Raw genomic sequence first — 16,525 nt, forward strand, 5'->3', positions numbered from 1 at the left:
TCAGATTACTCCGTAACGGCTTCGGCTTCGGCACTTGCCGCCGCCGTGTCCGGCTGGATGTCGTCGCGGCGGCCGACCAGATCGGCGATCTTCTTGCCACGGCGCTGTGCAACCGTCTTCGGGCTGAACTGGTCGCCCAGCGCCTCGAAGGTTGCGCGGATCATGTTGTAGGGGTTGGACGTGCCGACCGACTTGGTCACGACGTCGGCAACGCCAAGGCTCTCGAACACGGCACGCATCGGACCGCCGGCAATGATGCCGGTACCCTGCGGCGCGGACCGTACGTGAACCTTGCCGGCACCGAAACGGCCATAGCCGTCATGGTGCAGCGTGCGGCCATCGCGAAGCGGCACGCGGATCATGGCTTTCTTGGCCGCCGCAGTCGCCTTGTTGATGGCCTCAGGAACCTCGCGGGCTTTGCCATGGCCGAAGCCCACACGGCCCTTGCCGTCGCCGACGACCACGAGCGCGGCGAAGCCGAAGCGCTTACCACCCTTCACGGTCTTAGAGACGCGGTTGATGTGAACCAGCTTCTCGATCAGCTCTTCACCGGTCTCGGCATCGCGATTGTCGCGCCCGCGACCGCGGCCACGACCGCCGTCGCGTCCACCGCGACCGCCGCGGCCACCACCGCCGCCGCCGGGACCACCGCGGCCACGGCCACGACGACCGTCATGCTCGCTGGGACCACCCTGGGGATGCTCTGCGGCAGGCGTTTCCTTGTTGGGCGCCGGATCGGCAGCGACCGGCGTCGGGGTCTGTTCGTCAGCCATTTAGAACTCCAGTCCGCCGTCGCGCGCGGCATCAGCCAGCGCCTTCACACGGCCGTGAAAGATGAAACCACCGCGGTCGAAAACGACCTTCTCGACGCCGGCCTGCTTGGCACGCTCGGCAATACGCTTGCCGACCTCGGTCGCCGCGGCGACGGTCGCGCCGCCATCGGGACGTGCGTCCTTTTCCAGCGTGGAGGCCGCAGCGATGGTCTGCCCCTGCAGATCGTCGATCACCTGGGCATAGATATGCTTCGACGTGCGGTGCACGGAAAGGCGCGGCTTCGTCCCGGAGCGGGACTTCAGCGCAGTGCGAACGCGCCGGCGGCGGCGCGCGAAGGGTGTCAGTTTCTCTTTCATGACTACTTCTTCTTGCCTTCCTTGCGGAACACGTATTCGCCGCGATACTTGATGCCCTTGCCCTTATAGGGTTCCGGCTTCCGCCAGCGGCGGATCTCGGCGGCGACCTGCCCGACCTTCTGCTTGTCGATCCCGGAAATCTCGACAGTCGTCTGGTCCGGGGTCTTGATCTCGATGCCTTCCGGGATGTCGTAATCGACATCGTGGCTGTAGCCGAGCTGCAGCTTCAGGGTCTTGCCCTGCGACTGCGCGCGGTAGCCGACGCCGGAAATCTCGAGCGTCTTCGTGAAGCCTTCGGTCACACCCGTGACCAGGTTCTGCACCAGCGTACGCTGCATGCCCCAGAACGGGCGGCCCGCCTTCTTCTGCGGCGTGACGGAAATTTCACCGTCGTCGATCTTGTAGTCGATCTCGTCGCGGAGCGGCATGGACAGCTCGCCCTTCGGACCCTTCACCGTCAGCGTGCCGCTGTCGATTGCCGCCGACACCTTCTCAGGCAGCGCGACCGGCCTTTTTCCAATACGTGACATTCTCGCGCTCTCCTTAGAAGACCTGGCAGAGGACTTCGCCGCCGACATTCTGTTCCTGCGCCTCAGCGTCGGACAGAACGCCCTTGGGCGTCGAAACGATGGTAATGCCCAGGCCGTTGCGGACCTTCGGAAGGTCCTTCGCACCCGAATAGACGCGCAAACCCGGCTTCGAGACGCGCTGGATGTAGCGGATCGCCGGTTCACCTTCGAAATACTTCAGCTCAATGCGCGTGAAGGCCTTGTTGCCCTCCGCCGATTCATCGGAAAAGCCGCGGATATAGCCCTCACGCTCCAGCACGGAGAGAAGGTTCTTGCGCAGCTTCGACGTCGGCGTGACGATCGAATCTTTCTTGGCCTGCTGGCCGTTGCGGATGCGGGTAAGCAGGTCCGCAACCGGATCAGTCATAGACATGGATCGGTCTCCCTTCTCTTACCAGCTCGACTTCGTGACACCCGGGATCAGGCCCTTATTGGCCAGCTCCCGAAGCATGATGCGCGACAGACCGAACCGGCGGTAATAACCGCGGCTGCGGCCCGTCAGTTCGCAACGGTTCCGCACGCGCGTGGGGTTTGCGTTCCGAGGGATTTCCGCCATTTTGAGACGGGCGAGGAAACGCTCCTCGTCATCCTTCGTCTCGTCTTCGGCAATCGCCTTCAGACGGGCATATTTGCCCGCATATTTCTTCGCGAGACGCTTGCGCTTCTCGTTCTTGTTGACTGAACTCAGTTTCGCCATGACTTAAGTTCTTTCTTCCTTTCGTCCGCCTCAGGCGGCCTGCTTTTCTTCGGCCTCGGACCGGATGAAGGGCATGTTCAGCGCGCGAAGCAGCGCACGGCCCTCGTCATCCGTCTGGGCGGTCGTCGTCACGATCACGTCCATGCCGCGAACTTCGTCGACCTGGTCGTAATTGATTTCGGGGAACACGATCTGTTCCTTGACGCCCATCGCATAGTTGCCGCGACCGTCGAACGACTTCGGGTTCACACCCTGAAAGTCACGGACACGCGGAAGCGCGATGTTGATCAGGCGGTCGAGAAATTCCCACATGCGCTGGCCACGAAGCGTGACCTTCACACCGATGGGATTGCCCTCGCGCAGCTTGAAGCCGGCAATCGACTTCTTCGCCTTGGTCACGACTGGCTTCTGACCCGCGATCGCCGTCATCTCGGTAACCGCATTGTTCAGATGCTTCTTGTCGTCGACCGCCTTGCCGACGCCCATGTTGAGGACGATCTTCTCGATCCTCGGGATCTGCATGTCGTTCGAATAGCCGAACTCTTCCTTCAGCGCGGCGCGGACCTTGTCCTCGTAAACAGACTGAAGGCGCGGCTTGTAGTTGTCAGCCATTGATCACCTCACCGGATTTCTTGGCCACGCGGACCTTCTTGCCGTCGCGCACCTCGAAGCCGACGCGCGTCGGCTTGCCCGTCTTGGGGTCCTCGACCGCGACCTTCGACAGCGCGATAGGCGCCTCGAAGCGGTCGAGCCCGCCCTGCGGGTTCGCCTGGCTCGGCTTGCGGTGGCGCGTCATGACGTTGATGCCAGACACGACGACCTTTCCGTCCTTCGGCAGAACCTGGGTCACGTCGCCGTGCTTGCCCTTGTCCTTGCCGCTGAGGACGACGACGCGGTCGCCCTTCCTGATCTTCGCGGATGCCATGGTTACAGTACCTCCGGCGCCAGGCTGACGATCTTCATCAGACCCTTGGCGCGCAGTTCGCGCGTGACCGGCCCGAAGATACGGGTGCCGATCGGCTCCTTGTTGTTGTTGATCAGCACCGCCGCGTTCGTGTCGAAGCGGATGACGCTGCCATCGGGACGGCGGATGTCCTTCGCGGTGCGAACGACGACGGCGCGGTGCACGTCGCCCTTCTTCACGCGGCCGCGGGGCTGGGCTTCCTTGACCGACACGACGATGGTGTCGCCGACGCCGGCGAACCGGCGCTTCGATCCGCCCAGCACCTTGATGCACTGCACGCGCTTCGCACCCGAATTGTCCGCGACCTCGAGGTTTGACTGCATCTGGATCATATCAGGCGGCCTCCCCCTCAGTCAGGGTCTCGGTGTTGATCTCTTCGGCATCCGACGGCATCGACGCGACGTCCGCGCCCTTGCCGGCAGCCCCGATCACCTTCCACGACTTCGTCTTCGAAATCGGCGCGCATTCCTCGATGCGCACGACATCGCCGACGGAGAACTCGTTGTTCTCGTCATGGGCATGATATTTCTTCGACCGGCGGATGATCTTCCCGTACAGCGGGTGCTTCACCTTCCGCTCGATAAGAACGGTGACGGTCTTGTCGGTTTTGTCGGACACAACCGGTCCGGCCATGATGCGCTTCGGCATGTCCTTATCCTTCCGCCTGAGCGGTCTTGCGCTCGTTCTGCAGCGTCCTGATCTGCGCGATGGTACGACGCACCTCGCGGACGCGGCTCGGTTTCTCGAGCTGACCCGTCGCCGACTGGAAGCGCAGGTTGAACTGCTCCTTCTTCAGCTGCGTCAGCTCTTCGGAGAGCTGGTCGTCGCTCTTCGATTTCAGATCTGCGATCTTCGCCATGTTCAGACCTCCTCACCCCAGCGGCGCACGACCTTCGTGCGAATGGGGAGCTTCGCCGCCGCGCGCTCGAAAGCGACCGTCGCGAGGGCGGGATTGACACCGTCGAGTTCGAACAGAATGCGGCCCGGCTTCACACGCGCGGCCCAATATTCCGGCGAACCCTTACCCTTACCCATGCGGACTTCCGCAGGCTTGGAGCTGACGGGCACGTCGGGGAACACGCGGATCCACAAGCGCCCCTGGCGCTTGATGTGACGGGTAATGGCGCGGCGCGCGCTTTCGATCTGGCGCGCAGTGATCCGCTCGGGCTCCATCGCCTTAAGGCCGATCGAGCCGAAATTCAGCGAGGTGCCGCCCTTGGCATTGCCATGGATACGACCCTTGTGCGCCTTCCGGTACTTGGTGCGTTTCGGTTGCAGCATTTATTTAGCCTTCTGACAGGAAAAGAGGTCCTCGATCAGGCCAGCAGCCGCGGTATGGTCTTTCGACTTACCGCGCCGGCCGGACCCCCGATGTCTGAGCGTCCATCATGGCCTTCTCCTGGGCGAGGGGATCATGCTCCATGATCTCGCCCTTGAAGATCCAGACCTTCACGCCGCAAACGCCATAGGCGGTGTGCGCCTCGGCCTCTGCATAGTCGATGTTCGCGCGCAGCGTGTGCAGCGGCACACGGCCTTCGCGGTACCATTCCACGCGGGCGATCTCCGCGCCGCCGAGACGGCCGCCGCAGACAATCTTGATACCCTCGGCGCCGAGACGCAGCGCCGACTGAACGGCGCGCTTCATGGCGCGGCGGAACGCGATCCGGCGCTCCAGCTGATCGGCGACGGACTGCGCCACCAGGCGGGCGTCGACTTCCGGCTTGCGGATCTCGACGATGTTCAGCGAGACTTCGCTGTCCGTCATCTCCGTCAGCTTCTTGCGAAGCTTGTCGATGTCGGCGCCCTTCTTGCCGATGATCACGCCCGGGCGCGCGGCATAGACGCTGACGCGGCAGAGCTTCGCCGGACGCTCGATAACCACCTTGGAGATCGCCGCCTGCGGCACCGTCTTCATGATGTGGTTGCGGATCTTCAGATCCTCGACCAGCTGCTTCGCATAGGCATCGCCGTCGGCGAACCAGCGGCTGTCCCAGGTGCGGTTGATCTGCAGGCGCAGGCCGACGGGGGAGCTTTTGTGACCCATATCTCTAGTCCTCGTCCGTCTCGCGCACCACGATGCGGATGCGGCTGAAGGGTTTCGTGATCCGGCTGGCGCGGCCACGGGCACGCGCTTTCCAGCGCTTCGTCGTGATCGACTTGCCAACGGAAGCCTCACTGACGACCAGCGCGTCGACGTCCAGATTGTGATTGTTCTCGGCATTCGCAATGGCGCTTGCGAGAACTTTCGACACCGGCTCGGCCATCGCCTTCTCGGAGAACTTCAGAATGCTCAGCGCCTCGTCGACCTTCTTGCCGCGGATAAGACCCGCAACCAGGTTGAGCTTGTACGGGCTGCCGCGCACGGCCGTTGCGGTCGCAAGCGCCTCGCGCTCACCGACCCGGCGGGGATTGGTTGCCTTGCCCATTAGCGCTTCGCCTTCTTGTCAGCGCCATGGCCGAGATAGGTGCGCGTGGGAGAGAACTCGCCCAGCTTCATGCCGACCATGTCTTCGTTGACGGAGACCGGAATGAATTTCCGGCCGTTGTACACGTTGAAGGTGAGACCCACGAACTGCGGCAGGATCGTCGAGCGGCGCGACCAGGTCTTGATCGGCGACTTCTTCGACGCGTCCTGCATGTCCTCGGCCTTCTTCAGAAGGTGAAGGTCCACGAACGGACCCTTTTTCAGTGAGCGTGCCATGCCTAGTCCTTACCGCCCCTTGCGCTTCGCGTGACGCGAGCGGATGATCATCTTGTTCGACGCCTTCTTCGGGTCGCGAGTCTTCGCGCCCTTCGTCGGCTTGCCCCACGGCGTGACCGGATGACGGCCACCCGACGTGCGGCCCTCACCACCACCGTGCGGGTGATCGATCGGGTTCTTCGCAACACCGCGGGTCAGCGGCTTCTTGCCGCGCCAGCGATTGCGGCCGGCCTTCGCCAGGTTCTGGTTGGCGTTGTCGGGGTTCGACACCGCACCGACCGTCGCCATGCACTCACCGCGAATGTAGCGCGTCTCGCCAGAGCCCAGACGAATGATCGTCAGGCCGCGATCCTTGCCGACCACCTGGGCGTACGTCCCTGCAGAACGCGCCAGCTGGCCGCCCTTGCCGGGCTTCAGCTCGACATTGTGAATGATCGTGCCGACCGGCATCTGGCTGGTCTGCATCGCATTGCCAGGCTTCACGTCGACCTTCTTGCCGGCCACGATCTTGTCGCCAACCTGCAGCCGCTGCGGCGCAAGGACATAGGCCTGCTCACCATCTGCGTAAGCGACGAGCGCGATGAAAGCCGTACGGTTGGGATCATATTCCAGCCGCTCGACCGTGCCCTCGACATCCCATTTACGGCGCTTGAAGTCGATCACGCGATACTTGCGCTTGTGACCGCCGGACATGCCGCGCGACGTGATGCGACCCGTATTGTTACGGCCGCCGGTCTTCGTGAGACCTTCGGTCAGCGCCTTGACCGGGCCACCCTTGTGCAGGTGCGACCGGTCGACAAGCACCAGGCCGCGACGGGCCGGGCTCGACGGGCGATATTGCTTCAGTGCCATCAGTTAACTCCGCTCGTCACGTCGATCATCTCGCCTTCGGCCAGCGTGATGATCGCCTTCTTGACGTCCGTGCGGCGATAGGGGCGACCCTTCCACCGCTTGGTCTTGCCCTTAGAGATCAGGGTGTTCACCCCGGTCACCTTCACGTCGAACAGCGCTTCGACGGCGGCCTTGATCTCAGGCTTCGTCGCACCCTTGGCGACTTCGAAGACGACCTGGTTGTGCTCGGACACCATGGTCGACTTCTCGGTGATGATCGGCGCGCGGATGATGTCGTAGTGCGACAGCGCCGCCTGCTTCGTGTCAGCCATTGAAGCGCGCCTCCAGCTTTGCGACCGCCGCCTCGGTGAGGACGAGCGTGTCGTGGTTGAGAATGTCGTAGACGTTCGCACCGGCAGACGGCAGCACGTCGAGGTGCGGCAGGTTCCGGATGGCCTTGCCGAACGCCTCGGGCTTGTCGCCGTCGATGAACAGCGCCTTCTCGATGCCGAGCTTGCCAAGCGACGCCAGAACGGCCTTCGTCTTCGCGTCCTTCAGCTCGAGATCCTTCAGCACGACCAGCTTGCCTTCGGCAGCCTTCACGCTGAGCGCGGTCTTCAGGCCGAGCGCGCGAACCTTCTTGTTCAGGCTCTGCTCGAAGGTGCGCTTGCGCGGACCATGAGCCTTACCGCCGCCGACAAAGATCGGCGCACCGCGATCACCGTGACGAGCGCCGCCGGATCCCTTCTGGCGACCGAACTTCTTGCCCGTACGCGCCACGTCGGACCGCTCGCGCGCCGGGCGGGCAACGCCGCGCCGGTTGGCAAGCTGCCAGGTCACCACGCGGTGCAGGATGTCCGCACGCGCCTCGAGGCCGAAAATCGCTTCCGGCAGTTCGATATCGCCGGAGGCCTTACCCTCCAGGGTCTGCATCTTGACCTTCATGACCTTACGCCTCCGCGCTCTCGGCCTCAGCGGCCGGAGCAGTGTCGTTCGCACCCTTCACCGCAGCCGGGAACGGCAGGTCGGCGGAATGCTTCTTCTTCACGGCGTCCTTGACGAGCAGCCAGCCGCCCTTGTGCCCCGGGACCGAGCCCTTGACGAACAGAAGGCCGCGATCGGTGTCGATCTGGACGACTTCGAGGTTCTGCTGAGTGCGATTGCGGGCACCCATGTGACCCGCCATCTTCTTGCCCTTGAACACCTTGCCCGGGTCCTGGCACTGGCCAGTCGAGCCGTGCGAGCGGTGGCTGATCGACACGCCGTGCGAGGCGCGCAGACCGCCGAAACCCCAGCGCTTCATGGCGCCGGCAAAGCCCTTACCCTGCGTGGTGCCGGTCACATCGACCTTCTGACCCTGCGCAAAGTGATCCGCGCCGATTTCCGCGCCGACATCGACGAGAGCGTCGTCGGACACACGGAATTCGGCCACGCGCGCCTTCGGTTCCACCTCGGCCTTGCCGAAATGGCCGCGCTGCGGCTTCTTCACGTTCTTGGCCTTGCGGCTGCCTGCACCGAGCTGCACGGCGGTATAACCGTCACGCTCGGACGTACGCTGCGAAATGACCTGACATCCGTCCAGGGCCAGGACCGTGACGGGCACATGCTGGCCGTCGTCCTGGAACAGGCGGGTCATACCCATCTTCTTCGCGATCACGCCGGTACGCATGATCCGTTCCTTTCCTAACAGAGGCCCCCTTGCCGTAACTCGGGGGCGTGCGACTTTATGTTCGTGCCGGTCGAGGCCCGGCCCACCCTTGTGCCGCTACCGTTGCGGGCAGCGGCGAAACTCTAGCGAGCGCCTCAGGCGCCCAGCTTGATCTCGACGTCGACACCGGCCGACAGGTCGAGCTTCATCAGCGCGTCCACCGTCTGCGGCGTCGGCTGCACAATATCGAGAAGACGCTTGTGCGTGCGCATCTCGAACTGCTCGCGCGACTTCTTGTCGATATGCGGGCCGCGGTTGACCGTGAACTTCTCGATCTTCGTCGGCATCGGGATAGGACCGCGCACCATCGCACCCGTGCGCTTCGCCGTATCGGCGATCTCGCCCGTTGCCTGATCGAGCACGCGGTGGTCGAATGCCTTCAGGCGGATGCGGATGTTCTGCGTTTCCATACCTAGTGCCTCAAACCCTCAAACAAAAAGAACCGGGCCGGTCCGGATGCTCGGGGCATCGGACCGGCCCGCTTCAACGTTTTAATTCTTACTTCGTGATCTCAGACACAACACCCGCGCCGACCGTACGGCCGCCCTCGCGAATGGTGAAGCGCTGACCCGAATCCATGGCGATCGGCGCAATCAGCTTCACACCAAGGTTCACGTTGTCGCCGGGCATAACCATTTCCGTGCCATCAGGCAAGACCACTTCGCCGGTAACGTCGGTCGTGCGGAAATAGAACTGCGGACGGTAGTTCGCGAAGAACGGCGTGTGACGGCCGCCCTCGTCCTTCGACAGGACATAGACCTCGGCACTGAACTCGGTGTGCGGCGTGATCGAGCCCGGCTTGCAAAGCACCTGGCCGCGTTCCACGTCCTCGCGCTTCGTACCGCGCAGCAGCGCACCGATGTTGTCGCCGGCTTCGCCGCGATCGAGCAGCTTGCGGAACATCTCGACGCCCGTGACGGTCGTCTTGGTGGTGTCCTTGATCCCGACGATCTCGACTTCGTCGCCGACATTGACGACGCCCTGCTCGACACGGCCGGTGACAACCGTACCGCGACCGGAGATCGAGAACACGTCCTCGATCGGCATCAGGAAGGGCTGGTCCAGCGGACGCTCGGGCTGCGGGATGAACTCATCCACGGCCTTCATCAGCTCGATGACCTTTTCCTTGCCGATATTGTCGTCGCGACCTTCGAGCGCGGCGAGAGCCGAGCCGGAAATGATCGGGATATCGTCGCCCGGGAAGTCATATTCGGACAGAAGTTCGCGAACTTCCAGCTCGACCAGCTCAAGCAGTTCCTCGTCGTCGACCTGGTCGACCTTGTTGAGGAAAACCACCATTGCCGGCACGTTGACCTGCTTGGCGAGAAGGATGTGCTCACGCGTCTGCGGCATGGGGCCGTCAGCAGCGTTCACAACCAGGATCGCGCCGTCCATCTGGGCGGCACCGGTGATCATGTTCTTCACATAGTCGGCGTGGCCCGGGCAATCGACGTGCGCATAGTGGCGCTGGTCGGTCTCATACTCGACGTGAGCCGTCGAAATGGTGATGCCGCGCTCGCGCTCTTCAGGCGCCTTGTCGATGTTCGCGAAGTCGACGGCCGCACCGCCATAAACTTCCGCGAGCACCTTCGTGATCGCCGCCGTCAGCGTCGTCTTGCCATGGTCAACGTGACCGATCGTGCCGACGTTGACGTGCGGCTTACTGCGCTCGAATTTTTCCTTAGCCATTCTCTAACCCTCTGCTTTTCCTAAGGTTATACTCGTCTTTCAGGAGGCGCTGTTAAGCCAGTTTCGCCTTCACTTCATCGGCCACATTCTGAGGCACTTCCTCATAGTGACTGAACTGCATCGAATATTGTGCACGGCCCTGCGTCATCGAACGCAGCTGGTTCACATATCCGAACATGTTGGCAAGCGGGACCATCGCTTCAACCACCTGCGCGACGCCGCGGGCTTCGGTGCCCTGAATCTGGCCGCGGCGGCTGTTGAGGTCGCCGATCACGTCACCCATGAATTCCTCGGGCGTCGTGACTTCCACTTCCATCATCGGCTCGAGCAACTTGATGCCCGCCTTCTCGGCGGCTTCGCGCATCGCGCCGCGACCGGTGATCTCGAACGCCATCGCGGAGGAGTCGACGTCGTGATACGCACCGTCGGTCAGGCGAACCTGGAAATCGATGATCGGGAAGCCGATCAGCGCACCGGACTCGGCGACTTCACGGATGCCCTTCTCGACGGAGGGGATATATTCACGCGGAATATTGCCGCCCTTGATCTCGTCGATGAACTCGACGCCCGTGCCACGCTCGCCGGGGGCCACGGTCATCTTAACGCGACCGAACTGACCCGAACCACCCGACTGCTTCTTGTGGGTGTAGTCGATGTTCACTTCGCGCTTCAGGCTCTCGCGGTAGGCGACCTGCGGCGCGCCGACATTCGCCTCGACCTTGAACTCGCGCTTCATGCGATCGACGATGATGTCGAGGTGAAGCTCGCCCATGCCCTTAATGATGGTCTGGCCGCTTTCCTCGTCGGACTGGACGCGGAAGGACGGGTCCTCCTGCGCAAGCCGGTTGAGCGCGATGCCCATCTTTTCCTGGTCGGCCTTTGTCTTCGGCTCGACAGCGACGGAGATAACCGGATCCGGAAATTCCATGCGCTCGAGGATGATCGGCTTTGACGGCGAGCACAGCGTATCGCCAGTCGTCACGTCCTTCAGGCCGACCAGAGCAACGATGTCGCCGGCAAAGGCTTCCTTGATGTCCTCACGGTCGTTCGCATGCATGAGCAGCATGCGGCCGATCTTTTCCTTCTTGTCCTTCACGGTGTTGAGTACCTGCGAAGAGGCCTCGAGCTTGCCCGAATAGATACGGGCGAAGGTCAGCGTGCCGACGAAGGGGTCGGACATGATCTTGAACGCAAGCGCGGAGAACGGCTCGTCGTCGGACGAAGGACGCGTATCGGTGACCGGCTCCTCGTCGTCTTCCGTGCCGGGCTTGATGCCCTTAATCGCCGCAACGTCGGTCGGTGCCGGCATATAGTCGACAACGGCGTCGAGCAGCGGCTGCACGCCCTTGTTCTTGAAGGCCGAACCGCAAAGCACGGGCACGAACGCACGGGCCATCGTTCCCTTGCGAATAAGCTTCTTCAGCGTGGGAAGATCCGGCTCGTTACCCTCGAGATAGGCTTCCATGACCTCGTCGTCCTGCTCGACGGCGAGCTCGATGAGCTTCTCGCGATACTCAGCGGCCTTTTCCTTCATGTCGTCGGGAATCGGGACATGCTTGTAGGTGGCGCCGAGGCCATCATTTTCCCAGACGATGCCGCGGTTGCCGACGAGGTCGACGACGCCCTGCAGATCGCTTTCGGCACCGATCGGGAGATAGAGAACGAGCGGGGTCGCACCCAGGCGTTCGACGATGCTGTCGACGCAGTAATAGAAATCAGCGCCCGTGCGATCGAGCTTGTTGATGAAGCACATCCGCGGAACGCCGTACTTGTCGGCCTGCCGCCACACGGTCTCGGACTGCGGCTCGACACCGGCGACGCCGTCGAAAACGGCTACCGCACCGTCGAGGACGCGCAGCGAGCGCTCGACCTCGATGGTGAAATCGACGTGGCCGGGCGTGTCGATGATGTTGATCCGGTGCTTCTCCGTATTGGCGCGCAGCGCCTCGGGGTCGGACATCGGATCCATCGTGTGATCTTCGGCAGTCCAGAACGTCGTCGTTGCCGCCGACGTAATGGTGATGCCGCGCTCCTGCTCCTGCTCCATCCAGTCCATCGTCGCGGCACCGTCATGCACCTCGCCGATCTTGTAGGACTTGCCGGTGTAGTAGAGAATCCGCTCGGTCGTCGTCGTCTTACCGGCGTCGATATGCGCCATGATACCGATGTTGCGGTATTTTTCGATCGGATAATCGCGGGCCATTTTGGTTCCTGCCTTGAAGTTAGGATCCCGCACCCAACGGATGCGGGCATATATTCGTTGCTACCAGCGGTAGTGGGAGAAGGCGCGGTTCGCCTCTGCCATACGGTGCGCGTCCTCGCGCTTCTTGACCGCGTTGCCGCGGTTCTGGCTGGCATCCATCAGCTCGCCGGACAGGCGCGCAGACATGGTGTTCTCGGGGCGCGAACGCGCCGCAGCGATCAGCCAGCGAATGGCAAGCGCCTGAGCGCGATCGGGGCGAACCTCGACCGGGACCTGGTAGGTCGCGCCGCCGACACGGCGGCTGCGGACCTCGACGGCCGGCTTCACATTGTTGAGCGCCTCATGAAAGACGTTCAGCGGATCGGTCTTCATCTTGCCTTCGATCGTATCGAGGGCGCCGTAGACGATACGCTCGGCGGTGGACTTCTTGCCCTGATACATGACGAGGTTCATGAACTTCGTCAGGACGGTGTCCCCGAAACGGGGATCGGGAAGGATTTCGCGCTTTTCCGGACGGCGACGACGAGCCATTACAAAACTTCCTTATTGATCTTCAGCTTACCCGGAACCTGTCCGGCGCTTACTCTGGCTGATGTTATTTGGGCTTCTTGGTGCCGTACTTGGAACGGCTCTGCTTGCGGTCGGCGACGCCCTGGGTGTCGAGCACGCCGCGAAGGATGTGATAGCGAACGCCGGGAAGATCCTTCACGCGGCCGCCGCGGATCAGGACCACGGAGTGCTCCTGGAGGTTATGCCCCTCACCCGGGATGTAGCCGATGACCTCAAAGCCATTGGTCAGACGAATCTTCGCAACCTTACGAAGCGCCGAGTTCGGCTTCTTCGGGGTCGTCGTGTAGACGCGCGTGCACACGCCGCGCTTCTGCGGGTTCGCCTCGAGCGCGGGAACCTTGTTGCGGGCCTTCTGCGGCTCACGCCCCTTGCGCACCAGCTGGTTAATCGTCGGCATCGGTCGCTATCGCCTTCTTCATTTCCAATTCAAATGCACGCCCGCCCCGGCATCCGGCGCGAACGACAATAGTCAGACCCTGCAGGTGCGCTTTCGTGCGGCCCCTGCCCGGACCTGACCCAAAACTATGTAACCCTGCGAATTCGCTGGCCTCTTGCCAGTCCATCGCCTCGCCACCGGACAGCGTTTAGGGCGATCGCCTACCACCTGTCCGCGAGCATTAGGCGGCGCATATAGTGACGCCTCCGCAGGCGGTCAACATGGATTCGGGCGCGAGCAGGCCCCGTTCGCGCGGCCAGCGGGGCCGCCCGGCGATCAGGAAACCGCGCCGTGGCAGTGCTTGTACTTACGGCCCGAGCCGCAGGGGCACGGCGCATTGCGCGAGACCGGCCCCGCCCCTTCCGGGAGCGGCGGCAGCGACTGCTGCCGTGGGCCAGGGCGCGGTGCGCGCGGATGGCTGTCGTCCTCGCCCGTGAACGGATCGATATGGGTGGTCGTCATGTCGGAAGGGGGAGGTGCCGACGGCTCCGGAACGGCCTCCGCTTCGGGATCCCGAACCCGCAGGGTGGCAAGCGTACGCGTCACGTCTTCGCGAATCGTGCCGAGCATCGCCTCGAATAGGGCAAAGGCCTCTTTGGTATATTCGTTGAGCGGTTTCTGGTTCGCATAGGCGCGCAGGCCGATGGACGAGCGAAGGGCGTCCAGCGTCGCCAGGTGCTCCTTCCAGCGGAAGTCGATCGACTGGAGGAGGATATTCTTCTCCAGCTCGAACCAGCGCCCGTCTTCCAGCTTCGCAGCCTTCGCCTCGATATCGGCCGCAACGGCTTCGATCATGCGGCTTGTAAAGATCTCCTGATCGACCGCCTCCTCCTGCAGCCAGTCGTCGACCGGGAATTCATGGCCGGTCACGCGGGCAGCCTCTTCCTTCAGGCCCTCGACGTCCCACTGCTCGGGATAGGCACCGGCGGGGGCGTAAGTCAGCACGAGTTCGTGAATGGTCTCGTCGCGCATTTCCTCCACGACGTCATTGACCTTCGCGGAGTCCATCACCTCTTCGCGCTGCTCGTAAATCACCTTGCGCTGGTCGTTCATGACATCGTCGAACTGGAGCAGGTGTTTGCGCTGGTCGTAGTTGCGCGCCTCCACCTTCTTCTGCGCCGTCTCGATCGCTTTCGAGATCCAGGGATGCTCGATGGCCTCGCCTTCCTCGAGCGAGCTGTGCATCATCTTGTTGAGGAGGTTCTGCTGCCCGAAGATGCGCAGCAGGTCGTCGTCGAGCGACAGGAAGAAACGCGAGAGGCCCGGATCGCCCTGCCGGCCCGAGCGGCCGCGCAGCTGGTTGTCGATGCGGCGACTTTCATGGCGTTCCGTACCAAGTACGAACAGGCCTCCCGCGTCGATCACGGCCTGGCGTTCGGCCTCGACCTCCTTCTCGATGCGCGCGATTTCCTGCTGCTTCTCCGGCCCGTCCTCCATTCCCGCAAGTTCGTCGGCGACACGGAAATCAACATTGCCGCCAAGCTGGATGTCGGTTCCGCGACCGGCCATGTTGGTGGCGATGGTGACGGCGCCGAGGCGACCTGCCTGGGCGACGATATGCGCTTCCTGCTCGTGAAAACGGGCGTTGAGGACGCTGTGCTCGACGCCTTCCTTCTTCAGAAAGGCAGACAGCATTTCCGATTTCTCGATCGAAGTCGTGCCAACCAGGACCGGCTGACCGGCAGTCGAGGCATCGCGAATGGCGCCGACGATCGCCTTGAACTTGTCATCGGCATTTTTGAAGAACTGATCGTCCTCGTCGATGCGCGCGATCGGCAGGTTGGTGGGAATCTCCACCGTGTTCAGCTTGTAGATATCGTAGAATTCCGCAGCCTCGGTCGCGGCCGTCCCCGTCATACCGGCAAGCTTGGGGTACATACGGAAGAAATTCTGGAAGGTGATCGACGCCAAAGTCTGGTTCTCGGGCTTGATGTCGACGCTTTCCTTGGCCTCGACAGCCTGGTGCAGGCCGTCGGACCAGCGACGCCCCTCCATCATGCGGCCGGTGAACTCGTCGATGATGACGATCTTGCCGTCCTTGACGATGTAATCCTTGTCCTTCTTGAACATCTTCACGGCGCGCAGGGCCTGGTTCGTGTGGTGCACGACCTGCGTATTCTCGATGTCGTAGAGGTTCGAACCGACGAGCAGGCCGGCCTCCTCCAGAAGGCGCTCGACGCGCTCGGTCCCGTCCTCGGTCAGCCCGATAGAGCGCTGCTTCTCGTCGAGTTCATAATCGTCCTCGCCGAGCTGCTTCACCAGCTTGTCGACGGAGACATATAGTTCGGACTTATCCTCGGTCGGCCCGGAAATGATCAGCGGTGTGCGCGCCTCGTCGATGAGGACCGAGTCCACCTCGTCGACCACGGCAAAGTGGAAGGGGCGCTGCACCATCGACGAGCGCGAATATTTCATATTGTCGCGCAGATAGTCGAAGCCGAATTCGTTGTTCGTGCCGTAGGTGATGTCGGCGGCATAGGCGCGGCGGCGCTGTTCCTCCGGCAGGTCGGGAACGATGGCGCCAACAGACATGCCGAGGAACTGGTAGAGCTGGCCCATCCATTCCGCGTCGCGGCGCGCCAGATAGTCGTTCACCGTGACCACATGAACGCCCTTGCCCGCCAGCGCGTTCAGATAGACGGCAAGAGTGGCAACGAGCGTCTTACCCTCACCTGTCCGCATCTCGGCGATTTCGCCGCGATGGAGCACGATGCCGCCGACCATCTGGACATCGAAGTGGCGCATGCCGAGAACGCGCTTCGACCCTTCGCGAACGACTGCGAAGGCTTCGGGCAGAAGGTCGTCGAGCTTCTCACCCTGGTCGAGGCGGCTACGGAACTCGGCCGTCTTGGCGGTCAACTGATCGTTCGAAAGTGCCTCAATCTCCGGTTCCAGTTCGTTGATCCGGCGAACCGTGCCGCCCAGCGAGGCGACGTACCTGTCGTTCGATGACCCGAAGATACGCTTCGCGAACGCGTTGAGACCGAACATAGACTTCCCTATCGTCGAGGCGCGGCATATCGGGGG

General features: G+C 62.7%; 24 protein-coding genes. All 24 read right to left on the bottom strand.

Annotation, left to right across the window (positions count from 1 at the left end):
- Positions 1-5: 5 nt before the first annotated feature.
- Complete coding sequence (rpsE, locus tag KCN53_RS12440) at positions 6-773, bottom strand: 30S ribosomal protein S5 (RefSeq protein ID WP_088712154.1); 768 nt, start codon at positions 771-773, stop codon at positions 6-8.
- Positions 774-1,130: a 50S ribosomal protein L18 gene (gene rplR, locus KCN53_RS12445; protein WP_088712153.1), complete on the bottom strand. Its 357-nt coding sequence runs from the start codon at positions 1,128-1,130 to the stop codon at positions 774-776.
- Positions 1,131-1,132: 2 nt separating this feature from the next.
- Positions 1,133-1,660, bottom strand: coding sequence for a 50S ribosomal protein L6 (gene rplF, locus KCN53_RS12450; protein WP_088712152.1), 528 nt, complete (start codon positions 1,658-1,660; stop codon positions 1,133-1,135).
- Positions 1,661-1,673: 13 nt separating this feature from the next.
- Positions 1,674-2,072 (bottom strand): 30S ribosomal protein S8, encoded by a 399-nt coding sequence (gene rpsH / locus KCN53_RS12455; protein ID WP_088712151.1) that lies wholly within the window; start codon positions 2,070-2,072, stop codon positions 1,674-1,676.
- A gap of 18 nt (positions 2,073-2,090) precedes the next feature.
- A complete protein-coding gene (gene rpsN, locus KCN53_RS12460; RefSeq protein WP_088712150.1) occupies positions 2,091-2,396 on the bottom strand; it encodes a 30S ribosomal protein S14 in 306 nt (101 codons plus the stop codon).
- 30 nt (positions 2,397-2,426) lie between these two features.
- Positions 2,427-3,008 (bottom strand): 50S ribosomal protein L5, encoded by a 582-nt coding sequence (gene rplE, locus KCN53_RS12465; protein WP_088712149.1) that lies wholly within the window; start codon positions 3,006-3,008, stop codon positions 2,427-2,429.
- Complete coding sequence (gene rplX / locus KCN53_RS12470) at positions 3,001-3,321, bottom strand: 50S ribosomal protein L24 (RefSeq protein WP_088712148.1); 321 nt, start codon at positions 3,319-3,321, stop codon at positions 3,001-3,003. Before rplX ends, rplE begins: the two co-directional genes overlap by 8 nt.
- A gap of 2 nt (positions 3,322-3,323) precedes the next feature.
- Positions 3,324-3,692: a 50S ribosomal protein L14 gene (rplN, locus tag KCN53_RS12475; protein WP_088712147.1), complete on the bottom strand. Its 369-nt coding sequence runs from the start codon at positions 3,690-3,692 to the stop codon at positions 3,324-3,326.
- Between the two features lies 1 nt (position 3,693).
- On the bottom strand, positions 3,694-4,008 hold the full coding sequence (gene rpsQ, locus KCN53_RS12480; RefSeq protein ID WP_088712146.1) for a 30S ribosomal protein S17: 315 nt from the start codon (positions 4,006-4,008) through the stop codon (positions 3,694-3,696).
- A gap of 4 nt (positions 4,009-4,012) precedes the next feature.
- Positions 4,013-4,219, bottom strand: coding sequence for a 50S ribosomal protein L29 (rpmC, locus tag KCN53_RS12485; protein ID WP_088712145.1), 207 nt, complete (start codon positions 4,217-4,219; stop codon positions 4,013-4,015).
- A gap of 2 nt (positions 4,220-4,221) precedes the next feature.
- Positions 4,222-4,641: a 50S ribosomal protein L16 gene (gene rplP / locus KCN53_RS12490; protein WP_088712144.1), complete on the bottom strand. Its 420-nt coding sequence runs from the start codon at positions 4,639-4,641 to the stop codon at positions 4,222-4,224.
- Positions 4,642-4,708: 67 nt separating this feature from the next.
- A complete protein-coding gene (gene rpsC / locus KCN53_RS12495) occupies positions 4,709-5,404 on the bottom strand; it encodes a 30S ribosomal protein S3 (RefSeq protein WP_088712143.1) in 696 nt (231 codons plus the stop codon).
- Between the two features lie 4 nt (positions 5,405-5,408).
- Positions 5,409-5,786 carry a 50S ribosomal protein L22 gene (gene rplV, locus KCN53_RS12500; protein ID WP_088712142.1) on the bottom strand — a complete coding sequence of 126 codons (378 nt, stop codon included), beginning with the start codon at positions 5,784-5,786 and terminating at the stop codon, positions 5,409-5,411.
- On the bottom strand, positions 5,786-6,061 hold the full coding sequence (gene rpsS, locus KCN53_RS12505; protein ID WP_088712141.1) for a 30S ribosomal protein S19: 276 nt from the start codon (positions 6,059-6,061) through the stop codon (positions 5,786-5,788). The genes rplV and rpsS overlap by 1 nt, the downstream gene beginning before the upstream one ends.
- Before the next feature lie 9 nt (positions 6,062-6,070).
- The gene (gene rplB, locus KCN53_RS12510) at positions 6,071-6,913 is read right to left on the bottom strand and encodes a 50S ribosomal protein L2 (RefSeq protein ID WP_088712140.1); all 843 of its coding nucleotides are present in this window, start codon (positions 6,911-6,913) and stop codon (positions 6,071-6,073) included.
- A complete protein-coding gene (locus KCN53_RS12515; RefSeq protein ID WP_088712139.1) occupies positions 6,913-7,224 on the bottom strand; it encodes a 50S ribosomal protein L23 in 312 nt (103 codons plus the stop codon). The genes rplB and KCN53_RS12515 overlap by 1 nt, the downstream gene beginning before the upstream one ends.
- Positions 7,217-7,837, bottom strand: a complete 621-nt coding sequence (gene rplD, locus KCN53_RS12520) for a 50S ribosomal protein L4 (protein WP_088712138.1) — start codon at positions 7,835-7,837, stop codon at positions 7,217-7,219. The genes KCN53_RS12515 and rplD overlap by 8 nt, the downstream gene beginning before the upstream one ends.
- A 4-nt stretch (positions 7,838-7,841) precedes the next feature.
- Positions 7,842-8,561, bottom strand: a complete 720-nt coding sequence (gene rplC, locus KCN53_RS12525) for a 50S ribosomal protein L3 (RefSeq protein ID WP_088712137.1) — start codon at positions 8,559-8,561, stop codon at positions 7,842-7,844.
- Between the two features lie 134 nt (positions 8,562-8,695).
- Positions 8,696-9,010: a 30S ribosomal protein S10 gene (gene rpsJ, locus KCN53_RS12530; protein WP_008603064.1), complete on the bottom strand. Its 315-nt coding sequence runs from the start codon at positions 9,008-9,010 to the stop codon at positions 8,696-8,698.
- Between the two features lie 88 nt (positions 9,011-9,098).
- Positions 9,099-10,289 (bottom strand): elongation factor Tu, encoded by a 1,191-nt coding sequence (gene tuf / locus KCN53_RS12535; RefSeq protein ID WP_088712136.1) that lies wholly within the window; start codon positions 10,287-10,289, stop codon positions 9,099-9,101.
- 52 nt (positions 10,290-10,341) lie between these two features.
- Positions 10,342-12,492 carry an elongation factor G gene (fusA, locus tag KCN53_RS12540; protein ID WP_088712135.1) on the bottom strand — a complete coding sequence of 717 codons (2,151 nt, stop codon included), beginning with the start codon at positions 12,490-12,492 and terminating at the stop codon, positions 10,342-10,344.
- Positions 12,493-12,552: 60 nt separating this feature from the next.
- Positions 12,553-13,023, bottom strand: a complete 471-nt coding sequence (gene rpsG / locus KCN53_RS12545) for a 30S ribosomal protein S7 (protein WP_088712134.1) — start codon at positions 13,021-13,023, stop codon at positions 12,553-12,555.
- Between the two features lie 64 nt (positions 13,024-13,087).
- Positions 13,088-13,459 (bottom strand): 30S ribosomal protein S12, encoded by a 372-nt coding sequence (rpsL, locus tag KCN53_RS12550; RefSeq protein ID WP_088712133.1) that lies wholly within the window; start codon positions 13,457-13,459, stop codon positions 13,088-13,090.
- Between the two features lie 315 nt (positions 13,460-13,774).
- Positions 13,775-16,489, bottom strand: coding sequence for a preprotein translocase subunit SecA (gene secA, locus KCN53_RS12555; RefSeq protein ID WP_088712132.1), 2,715 nt, complete (start codon positions 16,487-16,489; stop codon positions 13,775-13,777).
- Positions 16,490-16,525: the final 36 nt, after the last annotated feature.

Origin of the sequence: Pacificimonas aurantium (assembly GCF_020092905.1) — a bacterium.
GTDB lineage: Bacteria > Pseudomonadota > Alphaproteobacteria > Sphingomonadales > Sphingomonadaceae > Pacificimonas > Pacificimonas aurantium.